A 20,072-nucleotide genomic window follows, 5' to 3' on the forward strand; every position below is an offset into this window, starting at 1 on the left:
ATGACCGCGACCACCACACCCGTACGGGACCCCGGAGAGCGGGACCGGTCCGGAAGATCCGGACGGACGGTCCGGCCGGGCACGGGCGGACGGCCCGATCGCCTGCGGTCCGCGGCCGCCGGGTCGCCCGGCGGCCGCCTGAAGGCCCTGCTGTTCCACCGCCGCGCCGGCCGCAGGGTGCTGCCCCTCGCTGTCCTCGCCCTGGTGCTGCTCCCCCTCGCGATGGCGTACCCGGGCACCGGCAGCTGGCCGGCCGCCCTCGCCGTCGACCTCTCCGGGCCGCTCGGCCGGGCCGGGGACTGGATCATCGACAACCGGGACGGCCATCCGCTCTTCCTCTACTTCTTCGGGCACGTCAGCAACGCCGTGGTGGTGTCCGTCCGCGCGGTGTACGTCGTCCTGCTCGCCGCGGGCTGGACCGGCGTCACCGCCCTGGCTGGCCTGGTCGCCCTGCGCCTGGCCGGCGTCCGGCTCGCCGTCACCTGCGTGGCCGCCTTCGCCGCCTGCGGACTGCTCGGCATGTGGGTGCCGACGATGCAGACCCTGGCCCTGATGGTCGTGGCCGTCGCCGCCTCCGTCGCGGTCGGCGCACTGCTGGGTCTCGCCGCCGGGTTGTCGCCGCGCGCCGACCGCGCGCTGCGCCCGGTCCTCGACACCATGCAGGTGCTCCCCGCCTTCGCGTATCTGCTGCCGATGGTGCTGGTCTTCGGCATCGGCGTACCGGCCGCCGTGCTCGCCACGGTGGTCTACGCGGCCCCGCCGATGGCCCGGCTCACCGCCCTGGGCCTGCGCGAGGCCGACGCCGGGGTGCTGGAGGCCGCGGCCTCGCTCGGCGCGACCGGGCGCCAGCGCCTGCTCACCGCGCGGCTCCCGCTGGCCCGCCGGCAGCTGCTGCTCGGCGTCAACCAGACGGTCATGATGGCGCTGTCGATGGCCGTCATCGCTTCCGTGATCGGTGCGGGCGGCCTCGGCGACCGTGTCTACCAGGCCCTCGCCTCGGTGGACGTCGGTGCCGCGCTCGCGGCCGGCATCCCCATCGTGCTGCTCGCCGTGGTCCTGGACCGCACCACCGAAGCGGCGGGCACCCGGCTGTCGGTCCCACCGGCGCCGCCCGCGGAACAGCCCTTGCTGAGGAGGGTGTTCTCGGGCTGGTACGGACGGCTGCTGACCGTCCTGGCGGGCGTCGCCGTGGCGGTCGCGGGCCGGATGGCGGGCAGCTCCCTGTGGCCCGGGTCGTGGACCGTGCCGATCGCGGAGCCCGTCAACCGGGCGGTCGCCTGGATGACCGGTCACCTCTACTCCGGTGTGCCCGTCGTCGGCGGCACCGCCGACTGGGCGGCCCGCTTCACCGGCTGGGTCCTCGACCCGCTGCGCTCCGGACTGCAGGCCGCGCCGTGGTGGCTGCTCCTGCTCCTGGTCGCCGTACTGGGCCTGATCGTCGGCACCTGGCGCTCCGCGCTGACCGCCGTGCTCGCCCTGGCCGCCATCGGCGTCCTCGGCGTGTGGGAGCCCGCCCTCGACACGCTCTCCCAGGTGCTGGCCGCCGTCGCCGTCACCCTCGTCCTGGGCTTCGCCATCGGCATCGGCGCCGCCCGCAGCGCCCGCGCCCAGCGGCTGCTGCGCCCGGTGCTCGACGTGTGCCAGACCATGCCCCAGTTCGTCTACCTCATCCCGGTGGTCGCCCTGTTCGGCGTGGGCCGGGCTCCGGCAGCGGCCGCCGCTGTCGTGTACGCGCTGCCCGCCGTCGTACGCATCACCACCGAGGGCCTGCGCGAGGTGAACCCCGCGGCCCTGGAGTCGGCCCGCTCGCTGGGCGCCACCGGGTCACAGCAACTGCGGCAGGTCCAACTGCCTCTGGCCCGGCCCGCGTTGCTGCTGGCCGTCAACCAGGCCGTGGTACTGGTACTCGCCGTCGTCATCATCGGAGGCCTGGTCGGAGGCGGCGCGCTCGGTTACGACGTCGTGCTCGGCCTCGCGCAGGGCGACTTGGCCACCGGCCTGGTCGCGGGCGCCGCCATCGTCTGCCTCGGCCTGCTGCTCGACCGCGTCACCCAGCCCGCGAAGGAGGCCTGACATGCCGATCCGACACCATGCCCCCGGCCGCCGGGGCCGACGGGTCGCCGCCGTGCTCCCCGCCGCGATCGCCACCGGCACCGCCCTCGTCGTGCTCACGGGCTGCGGCGCGGCCGACATGACGCGCCAGGCCTCTCCGTACGCCGCCGCGCAGGGCGCCAAGACCGTCACCCTGTCCGTCCAGTCCTGGGTCGGCGCCCAGGCGAACACCGCCGTCGCCGCCTACTTGCTCGAACACGAGCTGGGCTACCGCGTCGACACCGTCCAGGTGGACGAGGTCCCCGCGTGGGACGCGCTCAGCCAGGGCCGGGTCGACGCGATCCTGGAGGACTGGGGCCACCCGGAGCAGGAGAAGCGGTACGTCGAGGACAAGAAGACCATCACCCGGGGCGGCGAACTGGGCGTGACCGGGCACATCGGCTGGTTCGTCCCGACGTACTTCGCCGAGGCGCATCCGGACGTCACCGACTGGAAGAACCTGGACAAGTACGCCGGCCAGCTGCGCACCGCCGAGAGCCGCGGCAAGGGCCAGCTGCTGGACGGCTCTCCGTCGTACGTGACGAACGACAAGGCGCTGGTGAAGAATCTGGACCTGGACCTCGAGGTGGTCTTCGCCGGTTCCGAGGCCGCGCAGATCACCCAGATCAGGCAGTTCGCGAAGGAGCACAAGCCCTTCCTCACCTACTGGTACAAGCCGCAGTGGCTGTTCGAACGGGTCCCCATGACGGAGGTGGAGCTGCCCGAGTACAAGGAGGGCTGCGACGCCGACCCGCAGAAGGTGGCCTGCGCCTATCCCCACACGCCGCTGCAGAAGTACCTCAACACGCGCTTCGCGGAGTCGGACGGGAAGGCTGCCGCGTTCCTGAAGAAGTTCCGCTGGAGCGTCGAGGAACAGAACGAGGTGGCCTTGATGATCGCCGAGGAGAAGCTGCCGCCGGAGCAGGCGGCGAAGAAGTGGGTGGAGCGAAACGAGGGGGTCTGGAAGCCGTGGGTGAGCTGACGGGCTCGCGTCTCTGACGCGCGCCGAGGCCGCCGCATCCCCCCTCGGGTGCGACGGCCTCGGTGTTCCTGAGGGCGGATCCGCCTACTGCGCGGACACCTTCAGCAGCTTGTTCGGTGTCCCGCTGCTCGGGTTGCTGATCTTCCCCGCGGTCGCCCCCGCGGTCAGGGCCTCTGCGACCTGCGCGGGCGACGCGTCCTTGTGACCGGCCAGGTAGAGGGCTGCCGCCCCGACCACGTGCGGGGTCGCCATCGAGGTGCCGGAGATGGTCTTCGTACCGGTGTCACTGTCGTTCCAGGCGGAGGTGATCTCCGATCCCGGCGCGTAGAGGTCCACGACCGAGCCGAAGTTGGAGAACGAGGACTGTGAGTCGTCGGCCGCGCTGGAGGCCACCGTGACGGCCTCCTTGACCCGCGAAGGAGAGCCCTGTCCGGCGTCGGAGGACTCGTTGCCCGCCGCGACGGCGAAGGTGACGCCGGCGGCTATCGACCGGCGCACCGCCTCGTCGAGCGCCTCGTCGGCGCCCCCGCCGAGGCTCATGTTGGCCACCGACGGCCCGCTGTGATGCTGCGTCACCCAGTCGATGCCCGCCACGACCTGCTCGGTGGTGCCCGACCCGTTGTCGTCGAGCACCCGGACGGCGACGACCTTGGCCTTCTTGGCCACCCCGTGGGAGGTGCCCGCGATGGTCCCGGCGACGTGCGTACCGTGCCCGTTGCCGTCGTCGGCGCTCTGGTCGTTGTCCACGGCGTCGAAGCCGTGCTGGGCGCGACCGCCGAAGTCCTTGTGGGTGATGCGTACACCGGTGTCGATGACGTACGCCGTGACCCCCTCGCCGCCCGCGTCGGGGTACGTGTACTTCTTGTCCCCCGCCGTCTCCGTCTGGTCGATGCGGTCGAGGCCCCAGGACGGGGGGTTGTCCTGGGTGCTGTTGATGGAGAACTTCTTGTTCTGGACGACCTTGCCCACCGCCGGGTCGGCGGCGAGCCGCTTGGCCCCGGTCTCCGAAAGGCCGGCCGCGGAGAAGCCGTTGACGGCGGACGTGTAGGTGCGCTTCAGCTCGCCGCCGTACTTCTTGGCGAGTGCCTGCTTGTCCGCGTTCTTGTCGAGGATGACGATGTAGCTGCCGCTGAGCGCTCCCGGAGCGCCGAGCCCGTACACCGTTCCCTCGGCCGGAGCGGTCGCGCCGGCGAGGGGGGATAAGAGCATGCAGACACCGGTTGCAGTGGCGACTCCCGTGGCCACTGCAAGGATCCGGAAGCCGCGCGAACGTGTGCGTGCGTGCAGTCGAGTTGACATGAAGAGAGTGCTCCTCGTGTTGACGTGTGGGGCGTCAATGCGTGTTGCGCGACCCCTCAGGACCGGAAGATCTCCGGGGGTCAGGTCGAAACCCTGACCGATTAACGGAGTTGATTCAAGGCCGCCCCGGCCGTCAGCGTTATTCAACAAGGTTTCTCAAAGAGACCTCCCCGCGGGCCCCTCACAATGACCACACTCTTCGAACTACCCACACACAGACGACACTTGTCGATGCGATAGCGAACACGCCACCTCAGTGGTAATCATGTTCATGACATCTCGGCAGCAAAAAGCAAACCGCCGACCGCCGCTCGGAGCGGCAGTCGGCGGTCGGCCGTGCGGATCAGACCTGCGGAACCGGGTAGGTCGGGTACTCCACCCCGGAGACGTGCTGGACGACGCGGATGACCTGGCACGAGTAGCCGAACTCGTTGTCGTACCACAGGTAGAGGATCGCGTTGTCGCCGTCGACCTTGGTGGCGCCGGCGTCGACGATCGAGGCGTGGCGCGAGCCGACGAAGTCCATGGAGACGGCGTCGGGAGCGGTGGTGAAGTCGATCTGGCGCTTCAGCGGCGAGTGCAGCGAGACGTCGCGGAGGTAGTCGAGGACCTCCTCGCGGGTGGTCTCGCGGCCCAGGCGCAGGCTGAGGATGGCGATCGAGACGTCCGGGACGGGGACGCGGATCGAGCTGCCGGTGATGGGCGCCTTGAGGTCGGGCAGCGCCTTGGCGACCGCGGAGGCAGCACCGGTCTCGGTGATGACCATGTTCAGCGGCGCGGAGCGGCCGCGACGGTCGGCCTTGTGGTAGTTGTCCAGAAGGTTCTGGTCGTTGGTGAACGAGTGGACGGTCTCGACGTGGCCGCGCAGGACGCCGTACTCGTCGTCCATGGCCTTCAGCGGCGGGACGATCGCGTTGGTCGTGCAGGAGGCGCAGGACAGGATCTGCTCGTCCGGCTTGATCGTGTCGTGGTTGACGCCGTGCACGATGTTCGGGACGTCGCCCTTGCCCGGAGCGGTCAGGACGACCTTGTCGATGCCGGGACGCAGGTGCTTCGACAGACCCTCGCGGTCGCGCCACTTGCCCGTGTTGTCGATGAGGATGGCGTCCTTGATGCCGTACGCCGTGTAGTCGACCTCGGACGGGTCGTTGGCGTAGATCACCTTGATCGCGTTGCCGTTGGCGATGATCGTGCTCGTCGCCTCGTCCACGGTGATGGTGCCCTGGAACTGGCCGTGGATGGAGTCGCGGCGCAGCAGCGAGGCGCGCTTGACCAGGTCCTGGTCACCGCCGCCGCGGACGACGATGGCGCGCAGGCGCAGGCCGTTGCCCGAGCCGGCCTTCTCGATGAGGAGGCGGGCGACGAGGCGGCCGATGCGGCCGAAGCCGTAGAGGACCACGTCGCGGCCGTCGCCGCGCTCGATCTTGTTGGCGCCGGTGGCGCCGGCGACGGCGGAGGCGGTGAACTCTTCCACCGACAGGCCACGGTCGTCGCTCTTGTACGTCGCGGCGAGCATGCCGATGTCGATCTGGGACGGACCGAGATCGAGGGTGGTGAGCGCCTGCAGGAACGGCAGGGTCTCGGTGACCGAGAGCTCCTCGCCGGCTATCTGGCGGGCGAACCGGTGGGTCTTGAGGATGCTGACCACCGACTTGTTCACCAAGGAGCGGCTGTGCAGCAGGACCGTGACGTCCCGCTCCCGGTGCAGCTTCCCGATGATCGGGATCATCGACTCCGCGATCTCCTCGCGGTTCTTCCAGTTGGTGAACGAGTCGTCTTTGACAGTCACAGGTTTATCTTTCGAGCTAGGCGGCGCTCATATGCTACCTCCCCGCTTCTTCGGCCTCTCAAGGGGTGCCGCCCGCACGCTCCCGCTGCCCCCCTCCGTTACGAAATCCCTGGTCAGCCTGGACTCCACCGGGGCTCCAGCCCGGTCGGGGAAGGGGCTGATCGAGGTACGTCCCGGTATCGCGCACGGCCGTCGGCAGCTCCGTCGGGCAGGCTGGTACCGGAGGTGATCGCTGTGACGCACCATGATCCGTTCCGGCAGCTGCCGCAGGGCGTTCCGGAGGACCTGGGGCCGGCGGTTCTGGATGCCCTGTTCACCCAGTCACCGGTGGGCCTGCAGGTTCTGGACACGGAGCTGAGGGTGGTGCGGATCAACACCGCTACCCGGGCCATGCACGGCGTGCCTGCCGAGCGGATCCTCGGGCGGCACATCACCGAAGCGTTCGCCGATCTCTCCACACCGGAGTTCGGGGGTCTGTCCGCACCCGGGGAAGTGGAGACGATGATCCGCGGCGTGCTGGACAGCGGGGTGGCCGTGCGCGAGCGGCTGGTGGCCTATCGGCTCGCGGCCGAGCATGGCCGGGAGAGGACGTACTCGCTTTCGGTGTTCCGCCTGCAGGACCCGCAGGGGACGGTCCTGGGGGCCGCCCTCGCGGTGGTCGACGTCACGGACCGGGAAGAGGCACGGGCCCGGCTGCGCGTGCGGGACAGCGTGCGTGAGAAGGTGGGAAAGACCCTCGACGTGATCTCCACCTGCCAGGAGCTGGTGCAGACCCTGGTGCCGGCATTCGCCGATGTCGCCGTCGTCGAAGTGGTGGATGCGGTGGTGCGCGGTGAGGAGCCCCCGACCGGGCCGCTCGCCCAGGACGTGCCGTTGCGCCGTGCGGCCTTCCGCGCCCGCGAGGGCCTGCACTGGGTTCAGGCGCACCCCGTGGGCGACGTCCGGAGCCTTCACTCCCCCACTCCCTTCACGCAGACCCTGACCGATCTGGTGCCCCGGCTCGTACCACTGGGCGAAGACAGCCTGTGGCTCGGGAACGACCCGCCGAGAGCCGCCGCGATCCGCGCGTCCGGAGCCCACACCCTGCTCGTGGCCCCCCTGGCGTGGCGCGAGACGGCCCTGGGCCTGTTGAGCCTCTACCGCACCGCACCGTCCGATCCTTACGGCGAGGACGACATCGGCCTCGCACGGGACGTGACCGCCCACACCGCCCTGTGCGTCGACAACGCGCGGCGCTTCACCCGCGAGCACACCATCGCCGCGACGGTCCAGCACCATCTGCTGTCCGGCCGCCCCTCCCCGCAGAGCACCCTGGAGACCGCCCACCTCCACGTGCCCGGCACCGAAGGCGGGGGAGGCTGGTTCGACACGATTGCCCTGTCCGGGGCCCGCACGGCCCTGGTCCTCGGCAACGTCACCGGCCACGGCATCCAGTGCGCCACCACGATGGGACAGCTGCGCACGGTGATCCACGCTCTCGCAGCACTGGAGCTGGATCCGGACGAGCTCCTCGCGCGCCTCAACGACACGGCCGCCTTCCTGGCGGGAGAACGCACGGCGCTGCCCACGGGTGACCCCATGTACCGGCAGCCGCTCTCCGCCAGCTGCGTCTACGCGGTGTACGACCCCCTCACCCGCACCTGCACCTTCGCCTCGGCCGGTCACCCCACGCCGCCGCTGATCGTCCACGCCGACGGAACGACCGAGACCGCGGACATCACCATCGGACCCGCCCTGGGCAGCGCGGAGGGCTCGCCCTTCGCCACCACCACCGCCGAACTCACCGACGGCAGCATCCTGGCCCTCTACACCCCCTCGCTCCACTCCACGGGCCGTGACGACAACGAGGGCGACCCCGCCCTGCTCCGGGACGTCCTCGCTCAGCCCCACCGGACTCTCCAGGACCTGTGTGACGACGCGCTCTACGCCCGCCGCGGCAGCAGCGCGGGTGACGCGGTCCTCCTGCTCGCCCGCACGCACGCGTTTCCCGCCGACGCCACGGCCACCTGGGTCCTCGGCCACGACCTCGGCGAAGCCGCCGCCGCCCGCAGGCACACCCGGCAGAAACTCGCGGACTGGAACGTGGGCGAGGACACCGCCGCCACCACCGAACTGATCGTCAGCGAACTGGTCACCAACGCGCTGCGCTACGGAACGCCGCCCCTGCAACTACGCCTCATCAAGGACCGCACCCTCACCTGCGAGGTCCACGACGCGAGCACCGCCACCCCTCGTCTGCGCCACGCCCGCACCGTCGACGAAGGAGGACGCGGCCTGTTCATCGTGGCCCAGCTCGCCAGGAGATGGGGCACCCGGTACACGGCCGACGGAAAGACGGTCTGGACCGAACAGGCCCTCCTCCCCTAACGGCAGCAAGATGCGGCAGAAGGGTGACGCGGCGGCTGCGCCGGAATGCGGATCGACCGTCCCGTGCCGAGGATGGTCTCGATCCCAACCCGTCACGACGTCTGGAGTCGATCAATGCTGGAGCGCAAGCCACGCAAGGGCCGTACCGAGGTCACCTTCGTCCTGCCCGCCGACGCCCCGCCCGGGCCGGTCAGTGTGGTCGGCGACTTCAACGACTGGCAGCCCGGCGCCCACCCCCTCGAAGCCCGCAGCGACGGCACCCGGGCGGTCACGGTCACCCTGCCCGGCAAGAGCGAGCACTCCTTCCGGTACCTGGCAGCCGGCGACTACTGGTTCAACGACGAGAACGCGGACACCCACGACGGAGTCAACAGCTGCCTGCGCACCTGACAGACCGGTCGGCCCGTGCGGTCGCCCCCACCTCACAGCGGCGCCCGCTTCCGGGCGCACAGTCCGATGAAGGAGCTCCTCATGGCACAGCCTTCGACCCCGGCCTCGCCGCGCGTTCCCAGCGGGCAGCAGGACAGCCGTAGCGCCTGGGCGGCGGGAGGCACCATGTTCGCCGGCGTCCTGCTTCTGGTGGACGGCGCCTTCGCCCTCATCAAGGGCATCACCAGCATCGCCGAGGACGAGGTCTACACCCGCCTGGGTGCCTACGTCTTCAAGTTCGATGTGACGGCGTGGGGCTGGATCCACCTCATCCTCGGCATCATCCTCGTCGTCGTCGGCATCGGCGTCCTCAAGCTCGCGGGCTGGGCGCGGGCGCTGGGTGTGGCGTTCGCCGCCTGCAGCATCGTCCTCAACTTCATGTGGCTGCCCTACACGCCGTTCTGGGCGATCCTCTCGATCGCCGTCGACGTCTTCATCATCTGGGCGCTGTGCACCGACACCGATCCCTACCCCGCCCCGGTGGCCTGACCCCGCGCGGGGCCCGAAGAAGCGGGAGATCCTCCCCCGGGGCAGGGCCGCGTCACCCGAACGGCCGCTCACAACCCGCACCCCGGTCGGCGCGGTGGCCTATTGGGAGTACGCCCAGCACCCCCGCCCCGGCGTGAGGAGGCAGCCATGTACGAGATGCGTATAGGTCCCGCGTGCACCGTCACCGGCCTCGGCTGGCACGTCATCCCGAGAGCTCAGCAGGTTGCCCTGTGCGGCCAGGTCGTCCCCGGCCCGGCCCCCGATCCGGAGACCAGAGAGGAGGGGCACTGCGCGGCCTGTATGGAAGCGGTGCGACAGGTCATGAGCGCCCTCGCCTCGCCACCGTCGCTCGGAACTACATGAGTCTGCCGCCCGAACCGCCCTCCCACGCGGCACCCGAAGCGCGTGGGAGTGCGGAGTCCTCCCGAGCCGGGAAGCCAGCGGCCGGACAGGATCTGAAGACGGGTCGCTTCACCCGTCGGCGCGGTGAATTGAGCGTGATCGTACGAGGGGCCGAACGGCCGCCTGCGGGCCGGATGGCGATACACGGTGAGCGAGACGAGAATGAGATGGCCGGATGAAGGCGCCCGGTAGCAGACGGCGCCGCCCGCAGCACGGACGGGAACGCAGTGATATTCCCGCGGTGCAGTAGGAACAAGGTGATCGCGTATGTGCCGATGGCTCGCCTACTCGGGAACACCCATGCTCCTCGACACCATCCTGTACAAACCCACCCACTCGCTGATCGACCAGAGCCTGCACTCGAAGCTGGGTGTGGAGACGACGAACGGCGACGGGTTCGGCATCGGCTGGTACACGGGAGAGGACAGTACCCCGGCGCTCCTCAAAGACGTCGGCCCCGCGTGGAACAACCGCAACCTGCGGGAAATCGCGGATCATGTCCGCTCCCCGTTGCTCTTCGCCCACATCCGGGCGTCGACGGGCACAGCGGTACAGCAGTCGAACTGCCACCCCTTCCGGCACGGCCGTTGGATGTTCATGCACAACGGCTCCATCGCCGGTTTCCATCTCATGCGCCGGGATCTGTGCCTGCTCGTCGACCCCGCCCAGTTCACCGACATCGAGGGAACGACGGACTCCGAGGTGATGTTCCACCTGGCCCTCACCTACGGCCTGGACCAGGACCCGCCGACCGCCGTGGCCCGAATGGCCGGGGTGGTGGAACGCGTCGGGAGCGAACACGGCGTGGAGTTCCCGCTCCAGATGACGGTCGCGGTGACCAACGGGGAAAGCGTGTGGGCCTTCCGCTACTCGACCCAGGGCGCTTCCCGGTCGCTGTTCTACAGCAGCAATGTCGACTCGCTGCGCAAGCTCCACCCCGATATGGCTTTCCTGAAGGAAATCTCCGACGAGACCCGCCTCATCGTGTCCGAACCCCTCGGCGATCTGCCGGGCGTCTGGAACGAGGTACCGGAGAGCAGTTACGGCCTCGTACAGCCCGGGGCGGACGCACTGCACCCCTTCGCCCCGATACCCGCATGACGCGGTGAACGATCCCCAGGCGGAGTCGTCGCCGACTCCGACGAGGCAGCGGCGGAACACCCGTCACGACCGACAGGAGACCAGGCCATGCGGTACTTTGCGCTCGATCTGGCAGCGGACTACGACTACCCCCTGCTGAACGCGTTCTGGACCATGATGATCTTCTTCTTGTGGATCCTCTGGTTCATGCTGCTCTTCCGCGTCATCGGTGACGTCTTCCGTGACGACGGCCTGAGCGGCTGGGGCAAGGCGGGATGGACCATTTTCGTCATCCTGGTGCCGTTCCTGGGCGTCTTCGTCTATCTGATCGCCCGGGGACGCGGCATGGGCGAACGCGAGCTGATGCGGGCCCAGCAGCAGGAGCAGGCCTTCCGCTCCTACGTGCGCGAGAGCGCCGGGCCCACCAGCCACGCCGAGGAACTGTCCAAGCTGGCCGAGCTCAAGAACCGCGGTGACATCACGGCGGCCGAGTACGAGACCGCCAAGGCCAAGGTCCTCTCGACCTGAGAGCCGGTCCTTCCTGCCACGGCAATCCACCGCCGCAAACCCTGTCGCCGCCCGGCCGGGCGGCGACAGGGCCCGCCCACCCTGGAGAACCCGATGCGCGTGTATCCGCCGATTGCCGAGCACGGCCTGATCGGGGACCTGCAGACCTGCGCGCTCGTATCGTCGGAGGGAGTGCTCGACTGGTTCTGCTCCCCTCGCTTCGACTCGCCCAGCGTCTTCGCCGGCCTGCTCGACCACGACCGAGGCGGATACTTCGCGATCACCGCGGACGCGCCCGACGTCTCCGAAGGCGAGCCCGCGAGCAACGCCGACGTCGTCAACCGCCAGCTCTACCTCGCCGACACCGCCGTCCTCATCACCCGTTTCCTCACCCACGAAGGCGTCGGCGAGGTCATCGACTTCATGCCCGTCCGCGAACCGCAGGCCGCCACCGACCGGCACCAAGTGGTGCGGATCCTCCGTGTGGTACGCGGGACGGTGCGCTTCACGCTGGAGTGCCGACCGCGCTTCGACTACGGCCGGGCACCGCACGAGCTGATGTGCGACGGCGCCACGGCGCGCTTCGACGGACCCGGCATCACCGCGCACCTGCAGGTCATGGGCCCCGTGGCGCTGGAGGCGGACGAGGTGGACGTACGGGCGACCGTGACCCTGACCCAGGGTGAACGCGCTGCCGTCGTCCTGACGGTCTGCGGCGCCGACAGCCCCGCCCCGCCGCCGCTGAGCACGGACGGTATGACGGCGGAGTTCAACGCCGTGTGGGGCTTCTGGCACGACTGGATCGGGCGCTGCACCTACCGCGGCCGCTGGCAGGAGACGGTCAACCGCTCCGCGATCACCCTCAAGCTCATGACGTACGCGCCCACGGGCGCGCCGATCGCCGCCGCGACCATGGGGCTGCCCGAGCAGGTGGGCGGCGAGCGCAACTGGGACTACCGCTACACCTGGGTCCGTGACGCCTCCCTCGCGGTGCGCTCCATGCTCGAGCTCGGCTTCACCGAAGAAGCGAACGCCTTCCGCGGCTGGCTCGAAGACCGTCTGAGGGACGGCGGCGCGCCCAACGGCGAACCCCTGCAGATCATGTACCGCGTCGACGGCGACCCGCACCTGTCCGAAGAGGTCCTCGAACACCTGGAGGGCTGGCAGGCATCCGCCCCGGTGCGTATGGGCAACGGCGCGGCCGACCAGCTGCAGATGGACATCTACGGCGAGGCCGTCTTCGCCCTGGCCCAGACCGGCCAGGTCAGTGGTGTCCTCGGCTACGACGACTGGCTGCGCTCCGCCGCCATGCTCGACTGGCTCTGCGACACGTGGGACCGCCCGGACGAGGGAATCTGGGAGACCCGCGGCGGCCAGAAGGACTTCACATTCAGCCGGCTCATGTGCTGGGTCGCCTTCGACCGCGGCATCCGCCAGGCCAGGGCCCACGCCCGCCCGGGCGACCTGCCCCGCTGGACCGCGGCGCGCGACGCGATCATGGAGCAGATCATGACCCGCGGCTGGAGCGAGGAACGCCAGGCCTTCGTCCAGCATTACGGCAGCCCCGTCCTGGACGCCTCCCTGCTGCTGATGCCGCTCGTCGGTTTCATCGCCCCCAAGGACCCGCGGTGGCTCTCCACCCTCGACGCCATGGACAGGGAACTCGTCTCCGACAGCCTCGTCTACCGCTACGACCCCGCCGCCTCCCCCGACGGCCTGCAGGGATCCGAGGGCACCTTTTCCCTGTGCAGCTTCCTGTACGTCTACGCCCTCGCCCGGGCCGGCCGCGTCCACCAGGCCCGCTACGCCTTCGACAAGATGCTCACCTACGCCAACCACGTCGGGCTCTTCGCCGAGGAGGTCGGCCTCACCGGCGAGCAGCTCGGCAACTTCCCGCAGGCCTTCACCCACCTCTCCCTCATCACCGCGGCACTCGCACTCGACACCGCACTCGACCAGACCGCAAACACCGCTTTGGAGCGCTCATGAGCGACAACATCGAAGAAATGGGCCCCGTCGACTACGTGGTCGTCGAGTTCCCCGGAAACAAGATGACGGGCGAGGCGTTCCCCCTGCTCGTCGACCTCGTGGACAGAGGGATCATCCGCCTCCTCGACCTCCGCTTCGTAAGGAAGGACGCCGACGGAACCGTGACCGCCATGGAACTCTCGGAAGCCGGGGACGGTGAGAGCACGCTCAGCCTGTCCGTCTTCGACGGCGCATCATCCGAACTGCTGGGCCAGGACGACCTGGAGGAGGCCGGCAACGCCCTGCAGCCCGGCAACGCGGCCGCCATCATGGTGTACGAGAACCGGTGGGCGGCGCCCTTCGCCGTAGCCCTCCGGCGCAGTGGCGCGCAGATGGTGGCGAGCGGCCGCATCCCCGTGCAGGCGCTGCTGGCCTCCATCGACGCGGTGGAGGCCGCCGAGAAGGGCAGTCCGCCTGCCACGGAATGACCGGGGCAGGCGGTGCGCCGCCACGATCCCCTCGGACGTACGACGGAGGCCGGGACGCTGTCCCGGCCTCCGTCGTACGGGTCTGCGATCCGGTCGGCACGACCGGAGGGTCAGGCGCCGAGGATCTTCTTCTTCTGCTCCGCGAACTCCGCTTCGGTCAGAAGTCCTTGATCCTTCAGTGCTCCGAGTTCCTTGAGCTGATCGATCTTGCTGCTCATGTCATCGGCCATCGGGGCCGCGGCAGCGGGTGCGGGGGCAGGTGCGGGTGCGGCGTACTGCTGCTGGGGTTGAGGCTCCGGCTGGGCTTGAGCCTCCTGCTGGGCCCACCGGCCCTGCTGGCGCCGCGAGACCCGGTTGGAAACCGCCGTCGCCGTACCGGCCACCACGGCGGTACGCGCTACTCCTCGAAGAAGACCAGGCACGTCGTTCCTCCCTTGCTGACAGGGTGGACCGGACAGCTCGGCTGCCGGCCCTCCGCTTCCCTTCCAGCATCGCACCGGCGGAAGGCTTCGCGCGCTCCGAGAGCCCGGTGCTCGAGGCGGGGTGCCCTGTACCCTCTCCCCTCTCCAGGCGTCGCCGCCACGCACCGTAGCGCCTGCGGCACTCCTGGTGCCGCGCGGAGGACCTTGAAAGGCCGTCGTGGCAGGCCGCTCCACGGAACCGCATTGCGAGGTGAATGACGTTCACCTACGGTGGTGAACGTCATTCACCTTCAAGGGGGTTTCGCGGTGCCCACTGATTCGCCGTCCCCATCCCCATCCCCATCCCCATCCCCATCCCCATCCCCATCCCCATCCCCATCCCCATCCCCATCCCCATCCCCATCCCCATCCCCATCCCCGTCCGCCGATCGCCGCGTCATGGCCGTTCTGGCGGCAGGGGGTGTCGTCACCACGCTGGTGCAGACCGCCGTCGTGCCGCTGCTGCCGCAGTTGCCTCGGCTGACCGGCGCGGCGCCGGTCGATGTCGGGTGGGTGGTCACGCTCACCTCGCTGACCGCACACCCGCCTGTTCTCCGACACGGCGGGCGCGGCCGTGGCGGCGCCGACCCTGGGCGGGTACCGCGTGGCCTTCGCCGCGGCAGGCGCGGTTGCGCTGCTGGCCTGCGCGGCCGCCTGCCTCATCCCGCGCCAGCCGCGACCCGCGCCGTCCCCCCTCCAGGAGGCTGAACACGATGCCCGGCCCGAGCTCCGCCTCCCCCCGCAGCGGCCGCCCGCGAACGACGTCCAGGAACCCGCCGGCACCAGTGCCGGCGCCGCCGACGCCCGGCCCGGCACCGGACCGGGCGGCACGAACACGTGACGCCGACGCGCGGCGCGCGGAGATCCTCGCCGCCGCCCGGCGTGCGTTCGCGCGCCATGCCTACGCCGACACGACCATCGCCGCCATCGCCGATGACGCGGGCGTCAGCCCGGCGCTCGTGATGAAGTACTACGGCTCCAAGGAGCACCTGTTCAACCAGGTCTTCACCTTCGACGCCGACGCCACCGCCCTGTTCGACGCCCCTTTGGACGGCCTCGCCCGGCACATGGTCCTGCACCTGCTCGCCACCCAGCGCGGCCAGACCCGCGACCCGATCCTGCGCATCGCCTTCTCCCGTCACCACCTGGAACTCGGCGGACAGGCCCGGGCCAACTTCCGCACGCAGGTCATCGACGCCCTCGCCGCCCGACTCCCCGGGCCGGACGCCGCGTTGCGAGCGGAACTGGCCATCGGCGTGCTGCTCGGCCTCGGGGCCCTGTACGCGACCGTCCAGGCCGACCAGCTGACGAGCCTGGCTCCCGACGAAGTCGCCGACCTGTACATCCCACTCCTGCAACCCCTGCTCAGCGGCGAGGCTCCGACGGGTCGCTGAGCAGTACGTTCCCTGAACCACCCCGGTGATCTTCCGCCGGGTACGCTCGCCCGCAGCAGTGGATCCGGCGTCAGACGTGCACTTTCCGACGCGCGTTCCCGGACGCGCACTTTTCGAACACTGGAGGTTCTCGTGGCCAAGGGCTACTGGGTCAGCGTCTACCGCACCATTTCCGACCCCGAGAAGCTGGCTGCCTACAACAAGCTGGCCGCTGCGGCCGTCAAGGCCGGAGGCGGACGGACGCTCGCCCGCGGCGGGCGGGTCGTCGCCCACGAGGACGGCGTCGCCGAGCGCGTCATCCTGGTCGAGTTCGACAGCTTCGAACAGGCCGTCGCAGCTCACGCGAGTGAGGCCTACCAGCAGGCGCTGCTCGCGCTGTCCGACGGCGTCGAGCGCGACTTCCGCATCATCGAAGGCGTTTAGGTTTCAGGTCCAAAGTGAGGTCTTCAGTCGGCGCCAGAAGATGATGGCGCAGCCCAGGGTGAGGAACGCCTGGTGGATGTCGTCGCGGATCTCGCAGCGGATGCGCAGTCGGCGGAACCAGTGCAGCAGGGCGAACGCGGTTTCGGCGACCCAGCGGAACATGCCCAGCCCGGAGCCGTGTTCGGTGCCGCGCCGGGCGATCTCGGGGCGGACGCCCAGCTCGCGGACCAGGCGACGGTACTTGTCGTGGTCATAGCCACGGTCGGCGTACACCACGTCGGGACGGCGGCGGGGCCGTCCGCGCTTGCCGCGGATCGGTGGGACGGCCTGCAGCAGCGGGATGAGCTGGGTGACGTCGTTGCGGTTGCCGCAGGTCAGGCTCGCGGCCAGCGGGATCCCGTGCGCCTCGACGATCACATGGTGCTTGCTGCCGGTCTTGCCTCGGTCCACCGGCGACGGTCCGGTCGGCGGCCCGCAACTCGGCCAGCAACACCTCATGCAGCCGCTGCCAGACCCCGGCCTCGTTCCAGTCGCGCAGCCGCCGCCAGCACGTCATGCCCGAGCCGAAGCCCAGCCCCTGCGGCCGGAACTCCCACCGGACCCCGGTGTACAGCACGAACAGGATGCCGTTCAACGCCTTGCGGTCGTCCACACGCGGCCGGCCCGGATACCTCGGATTGCGTTTCACCTGCGGCAACAGCGGCTCGATCCGCTCCCACAGGCCGTCATCGACCTCCCAGGGCCGACGTGTGCTCTTCTTAGTCTCCGCTGCCTCACACTTCCGGCAGCCAGGAGTGCGTCTACGACCAGCAGGCGTACACCTGCTGCTTCGCACGCACCACCAAGGGCGGGGAACCGGCCGGGCGCTGTGTGACGGCCGGCCGGGGGATCCCATCGTGCTGGACGGCAAGACCGGCACGGACCGGGAGCTGAACCCCGGCGCGGTTCCCGTCCTGGTGAACGAGTACGCCGCGCTGACCTCACACGGGCCGTACAGAACGGCCGGATGACAGAGCAGGGCTCGCGCCCTCCGGTTCCGCCACCCATCACGACGACTCGGCCGCAGCGCGGCTGTTGACCCTGTGCCCTCGCCGCCGACCACGGTCGACGCGGCGAGGGCACAGGGTGCGGCCCGGCTCCCGAGTCTGCCGCCATGCGCGGCGGGTTCAGTGGCCCAAGTGCGCGGCCGTGCCGGTCTCCGCCTCCCTTCGGGGGCTCGGTTCCACCTGCCGGAGTTCGGCCAGGAGCTGGCTCTGCCCTGCCAGTAGTTCGGTCAGGATGCGGCGGGCCGCGCGCAGCAGGTCTGCGACGTCGCCGCCGGCGAGGGCGTAGCTGACCGTGGCGCCCTCCCGGGTGGAGACGACGATCCCCGAGCGACGCAGCACCGCCAGCTGCTGGGAGAGGTTGGACGGCTCGATGTCGATCTCCGCCAGCAAGTCCCGTACGGGCATGGGTCCGTGCTGCAGGAGCTCCAGGACTCGGATGCGAACCGGGTGTCCGAGCATCCGGAAGAACTCGGCTTTGGCCTGGTACAGCGGTACTTGCAATCCCACGAACACTCCTGCTGCGTTGCTTGGACCGCGGCCGCGGCTGCGGGGGCATCGAGTCGGCCGGTCTTCGGTGTCCATCGTCGCGTCCGTTGGGGCCACGCATGCCCGAACTTGACCGGTTTCGGATGTGCCGAGTTGAAGAAAATTTCAACTTGTGGGCATGCGTGGGCCCTGATGATGCGGCGTTACAACTCCAGCGCCGACTCGATGCGCTTGAGCTGGTGCCGCGCCATGGCCAGGTTGGAGTTGTTCTTGTCCAGCACCACGTACAGGAACAGTCCATTGCTCCCGCGGCTCTTCAGCAGCCGGATCAGGTGGTACTGGGAGCCCAGTGTGATCAGCAGATCCTCGATCTCGTCCTTCATGCCCAGCATTTCCATGGTGCGGACCTTCGCCCGGATCACATCGGTGTTGCCCGCGGCCGCGACCGTCAGATCGAGGTCCTTCCCGCCGCCGAGGGTGCCCAAGGCCATGCCGCTGGCGTAGTCCACCAGCGCGACACCCAGCGCCCCCTCGATCGAGGTCATCGTCTCCTTCAACGAGACTTCCACATTCGCCATCGCCGACCGCTCCCTCACTGCTCTCTGTTCACGTCGGCCCCCGGTTCCAACGGGGCCGGACCGTCTGTCAGATAGAAGCTACTGAGCGTGTACCGCCGTGCACCCGGAATGACGGATTCGGCGGAAACCCGTCCCTGCCCGGCTATGATCCGCCCGGCATCACGGCCGAGGTCCAGCCGGGACGGGCCGGAAAGCGCCCCCGGCGGCCGCGGCGGCCAGAACGTGAAGGGTGCGGCGTACCACCCGCCCGCCTCGCCCGGACGGACGCGGCTCCCGCCGGCCGCTCCCGCGCGGTCCCGAACGGCGGGGTGTCCTGCCGGCACTGCGCCCCCTCCGGCGGTGGCGCCCCGGTCAGGACGTACCGGACCACGTGCCGCTTCACACAGGCACTCGGACTGTCCAGGGCGGTGTGCCCGTAGCCGTCGAGCGTCAGCGGCCGGGCCCCGGCGAGTTCCGCGGTCATCGCCTGCCCCGCCCGGTAGCGCGGGGAGGGGTCGTGGACCGCGTTGACCACCAGCGCCGGGTGCCCGGTGGTCCATTCCACGGGCCCGTGTACGGGGGCGGCCGCCCGGACCGGCCGCGCGGTGCAGGGCTCGTTGGCCCAGACCCACCACCGGGCGAGCGCCCCCGCCTGCTTCACGGCCCGCCCCTCCAGCGCGGGATAGCGCCCGGACGAGGCGGGGTTGGGGCTTTCGGCGCACAGCACCGCGAGCGACTGCTCGAACCCCGGATAGCGGGCGGGCCCGGCCGGCGCCGGCGGCTCCGCCGGCGCCCGTCCCTGCCACAGCGACTGCAGGGTTGCACGGTGGAGAACCCGCTGCGGACCTCGCTCACCGCGCGGGCGCACGTCCAGCTCCCGACCGGCCGCCCGGCGAGGCGCTCCGGCAAGGTGGCGTACTTGGCCCGGGTCGCCGCCGGGCTCCCGGCGGACAACGCACAGCGGGACACCGTCGCGCGGCCGCAGTGGTCTTCTGTGTGCGCGTTCCGCATGCACGAGCAGGGCCCGCACGTGACGGCGGGCCCCGCCGCCCATGACCTCGGCGGCCGGTGTGCCGGGCAACCGGCACGCGTCCGAACGTGTCGCGCGGGGCGGAGCGGTGGCCGGTCGGCGCCACCGAGGGCCGTCAGGCCCTACCGGCCCGCCGACGGCTGCGACTAGCATCCGTTGCGACCGCAGCCAGTCAGGTATGTGGGAGGTCGCCATGCCGGTCGGGAACGGGACGAAGAAACCGTGGCTCCCGCCGCGTTGGTTCATCCGTCTGACGTGGTCGGTGCACCGCGCGGTGTACCGGGTCTTTCGCGGCCGGATCGGGCTGTGGCGGCCGCGCGCCGCGGGGTGGGGCACGCTGCGGCTGACCACCACCGGGCGCCGTACCGGGCAGCGGCGCAGCGTCATCCTCGGGTACGTCGAGGACGGTCCGAACCTGGTCTCGCTGGCGATGAACGGATGGGGCGAGGGCGAGCCCGCCTGGTGGCTCAACCTGCAGACGCATCCCGACGCGACGGTCGATCTGGCCGACGGGCGGCGGCTGGTGCGCGCTCACGCCGCAACGGGCGCGGAGCGGTTGCGGCTGTGGGCCCGCTGGTGCGAGATCGACGCGAACCTGGACGCCTACGCGGCGCTGCGGTCGTCCGAGACCGCGGTGGTGGTCCTGGAGGCAGTACCCGGCACCCCGGACCCGGGGGGGGGGGGGGCGGGGCGCCCCCCCCCCCCCCCGCCGCCCCCCCCCCCCCCGCCGGCCCCCGCGCGGGGGGGGGCGAGGCCCACCACCGCGAGCCGGCGGGGTCGCGGG

Annotated in this window: 20 protein-coding genes and 1 pseudogene; 13 read left to right on the forward strand and 8 right to left on the reverse strand. The window is 70.4% G+C overall.

Features of this window, described 5'->3' with window-relative positions; all coding sequences use genetic code 11:
* Together ACFYOB_RS03500 and ACFYOB_RS03505 are read left to right on the forward strand one after the other, a co-directional pair.
* Positions 1 to 2,073, forward strand: coding sequence for an ABC transporter permease subunit (locus ACFYOB_RS03500; protein WP_388553833.1), 2,073 nt, complete (start codon positions 1 to 3; stop codon positions 2,071 to 2,073).
* 118 nt (positions 2,074 to 2,191) lie between these two features.
* The gene (locus ACFYOB_RS03505; protein WP_388554050.1) at positions 2,192 to 3,073 is read left to right on the forward strand and encodes an ABC transporter substrate-binding protein; all 882 of its coding nucleotides are present in this window, start codon (positions 2,192 to 2,194) and stop codon (positions 3,071 to 3,073) included.
* 84 nt (positions 3,074 to 3,157) lie between these two features.
* Here the strand turns inward: ACFYOB_RS03505 and ACFYOB_RS03510 are convergent, their stop codons facing one another.
* Together ACFYOB_RS03510 and ACFYOB_RS03515 are read right to left on the reverse strand one after the other, a co-directional pair.
* The gene (locus tag ACFYOB_RS03510; RefSeq protein WP_388553836.1) at positions 3,158 to 4,372 is read right to left on the reverse strand and encodes a S8 family serine peptidase; all 1,215 of its coding nucleotides are present in this window, start codon (positions 4,370 to 4,372) and stop codon (positions 3,158 to 3,160) included.
* Positions 4,373 to 4,715: 343 nt separating this feature from the next.
* Positions 4,716 to 6,161 carry a glyceraldehyde-3-phosphate dehydrogenase gene (locus tag ACFYOB_RS03515; RefSeq protein ID WP_388553839.1) on the reverse strand — a complete coding sequence of 482 codons (1,446 nt, stop codon included), beginning with the start codon at positions 6,159 to 6,161 and terminating at the stop codon, positions 4,716 to 4,718.
* Between the two features lie 234 nt (positions 6,162 to 6,395).
* On the opposite strand from ACFYOB_RS03515, the gene ACFYOB_RS03520 reads away from it, so the two are divergent.
* From ACFYOB_RS03520 to ACFYOB_RS03555, 8 genes are all read left to right on the forward strand, one after another.
* Positions 6,396 to 8,528 carry a SpoIIE family protein phosphatase gene (locus ACFYOB_RS03520; protein WP_388553842.1) on the forward strand — a complete coding sequence of 711 codons (2,133 nt, stop codon included), beginning with the start codon at positions 6,396 to 6,398 and terminating at the stop codon, positions 8,526 to 8,528.
* A gap of 114 nt (positions 8,529 to 8,642) precedes the next feature.
* Positions 8,643 to 8,918 (forward strand): isoamylase early set domain-containing protein, encoded by a 276-nt coding sequence (locus ACFYOB_RS03525; protein WP_328929127.1) that lies wholly within the window; start codon positions 8,643 to 8,645, stop codon positions 8,916 to 8,918.
* 81 nt (positions 8,919 to 8,999) lie between these two features.
* Positions 9,000 to 9,446 carry a hypothetical protein gene (locus ACFYOB_RS03530; RefSeq protein ID WP_388553845.1) on the forward strand — a complete coding sequence of 149 codons (447 nt, stop codon included), beginning with the start codon at positions 9,000 to 9,002 and terminating at the stop codon, positions 9,444 to 9,446.
* 147 nt (positions 9,447 to 9,593) lie between these two features.
* Positions 9,594 to 9,809, forward strand: coding sequence for a hypothetical protein (locus tag ACFYOB_RS03535; RefSeq protein WP_388553848.1), 216 nt, complete (start codon positions 9,594 to 9,596; stop codon positions 9,807 to 9,809).
* 306 nt (positions 9,810 to 10,115) lie between these two features.
* The gene (locus tag ACFYOB_RS03540; protein ID WP_388553851.1) at positions 10,116 to 10,949 is read left to right on the forward strand and encodes a class II glutamine amidotransferase; all 834 of its coding nucleotides are present in this window, start codon (positions 10,116 to 10,118) and stop codon (positions 10,947 to 10,949) included.
* 87 nt (positions 10,950 to 11,036) lie between these two features.
* A complete protein-coding gene (locus ACFYOB_RS03545; protein ID WP_388553853.1) occupies positions 11,037 to 11,456 on the forward strand; it encodes an SHOCT domain-containing protein in 420 nt (139 codons plus the stop codon).
* Positions 11,457 to 11,549: 93 nt separating this feature from the next.
* Positions 11,550 to 13,424, forward strand: a complete 1,875-nt coding sequence (locus tag ACFYOB_RS03550) for a glycoside hydrolase family 15 protein (RefSeq protein WP_388553855.1) — start codon at positions 11,550 to 11,552, stop codon at positions 13,422 to 13,424.
* Complete coding sequence (locus ACFYOB_RS03555; RefSeq protein WP_388553857.1) at positions 13,421 to 13,891, forward strand: DUF6325 family protein; 471 nt, start codon at positions 13,421 to 13,423, stop codon at positions 13,889 to 13,891. Before ACFYOB_RS03550 ends, ACFYOB_RS03555 begins: the two co-directional genes overlap by 4 nt.
* Before the next feature lie 110 nt (positions 13,892 to 14,001).
* Here ACFYOB_RS03555 and ACFYOB_RS03560 read toward each other — a convergent pair whose 3' ends face one another.
* Entirely contained in the window at positions 14,002 to 14,313 is a 312-nt protein-coding gene (locus ACFYOB_RS03560) for an SHOCT domain-containing protein (protein ID WP_388553859.1), read from the reverse strand.
* Positions 14,314 to 14,603: 290 nt separating this feature from the next.
* Complete coding sequence (locus ACFYOB_RS03565; RefSeq protein ID WP_388554052.1) at positions 14,604 to 14,753, reverse strand: hypothetical protein; 150 nt, start codon at positions 14,751 to 14,753, stop codon at positions 14,604 to 14,606.
* A 384-nt stretch (positions 14,754 to 15,137) separates the two neighbouring features.
* Between ACFYOB_RS03565 and ACFYOB_RS03570 the strand changes: the two genes are divergently transcribed.
* A complete protein-coding gene (locus tag ACFYOB_RS03570; RefSeq protein WP_388553861.1) occupies positions 15,138 to 15,746 on the forward strand; it encodes a TetR family transcriptional regulator in 609 nt (202 codons plus the stop codon).
* A gap of 132 nt (positions 15,747 to 15,878) precedes the next feature.
* Positions 15,879 to 16,169 carry a DUF1330 domain-containing protein gene (locus ACFYOB_RS03575; RefSeq protein WP_388553863.1) on the forward strand — a complete coding sequence of 97 codons (291 nt, stop codon included), beginning with the start codon at positions 15,879 to 15,881 and terminating at the stop codon, positions 16,167 to 16,169.
* A gap of 3 nt (positions 16,170 to 16,172) precedes the next feature.
* On the opposite strand, the pseudogene ACFYOB_RS03580 reads toward ACFYOB_RS03575, so the two are convergent.
* From ACFYOB_RS03580 to ACFYOB_RS03595, 4 genes and pseudogenes are all read right to left on the reverse strand, one after another.
* Positions 16,173 to 16,890: pseudogene (locus ACFYOB_RS03580) on the reverse strand (transposase).
* A 445-nt stretch (positions 16,891 to 17,335) separates the two neighbouring features.
* Complete coding sequence (locus tag ACFYOB_RS03585; RefSeq protein ID WP_388554055.1) at positions 17,336 to 17,716, reverse strand: ArsR/SmtB family transcription factor; 381 nt, start codon at positions 17,714 to 17,716, stop codon at positions 17,336 to 17,338.
* Positions 17,717 to 17,904: 188 nt separating this feature from the next.
* Entirely contained in the window at positions 17,905 to 18,279 is a 375-nt protein-coding gene (locus ACFYOB_RS03590) for a hypothetical protein (protein WP_328929120.1), read from the reverse strand.
* Between the two features lie 142 nt (positions 18,280 to 18,421).
* Positions 18,422 to 19,126: an alpha/beta hydrolase gene (locus ACFYOB_RS03595; RefSeq protein WP_388553866.1), complete on the reverse strand. Its 705-nt coding sequence runs from the start codon at positions 19,124 to 19,126 to the stop codon at positions 18,422 to 18,424.
* 355 nt (positions 19,127 to 19,481) lie between these two features.
* On the opposite strand from ACFYOB_RS03595, the gene ACFYOB_RS03600 reads away from it, so the two are divergent.
* Positions 19,482 to 20,072 (forward strand): nitroreductase/quinone reductase family protein (locus tag ACFYOB_RS03600; protein ID WP_388553869.1); only part of this gene is annotated, 591 nt, incomplete at its 3' end.

The sequence above is a fragment of the Streptomyces sp. NPDC006463 genome (genome assembly GCF_042870715.1).
Lineage (GTDB): Bacteria > Actinomycetota > Actinomycetes > Streptomycetales > Streptomycetaceae > Streptomyces.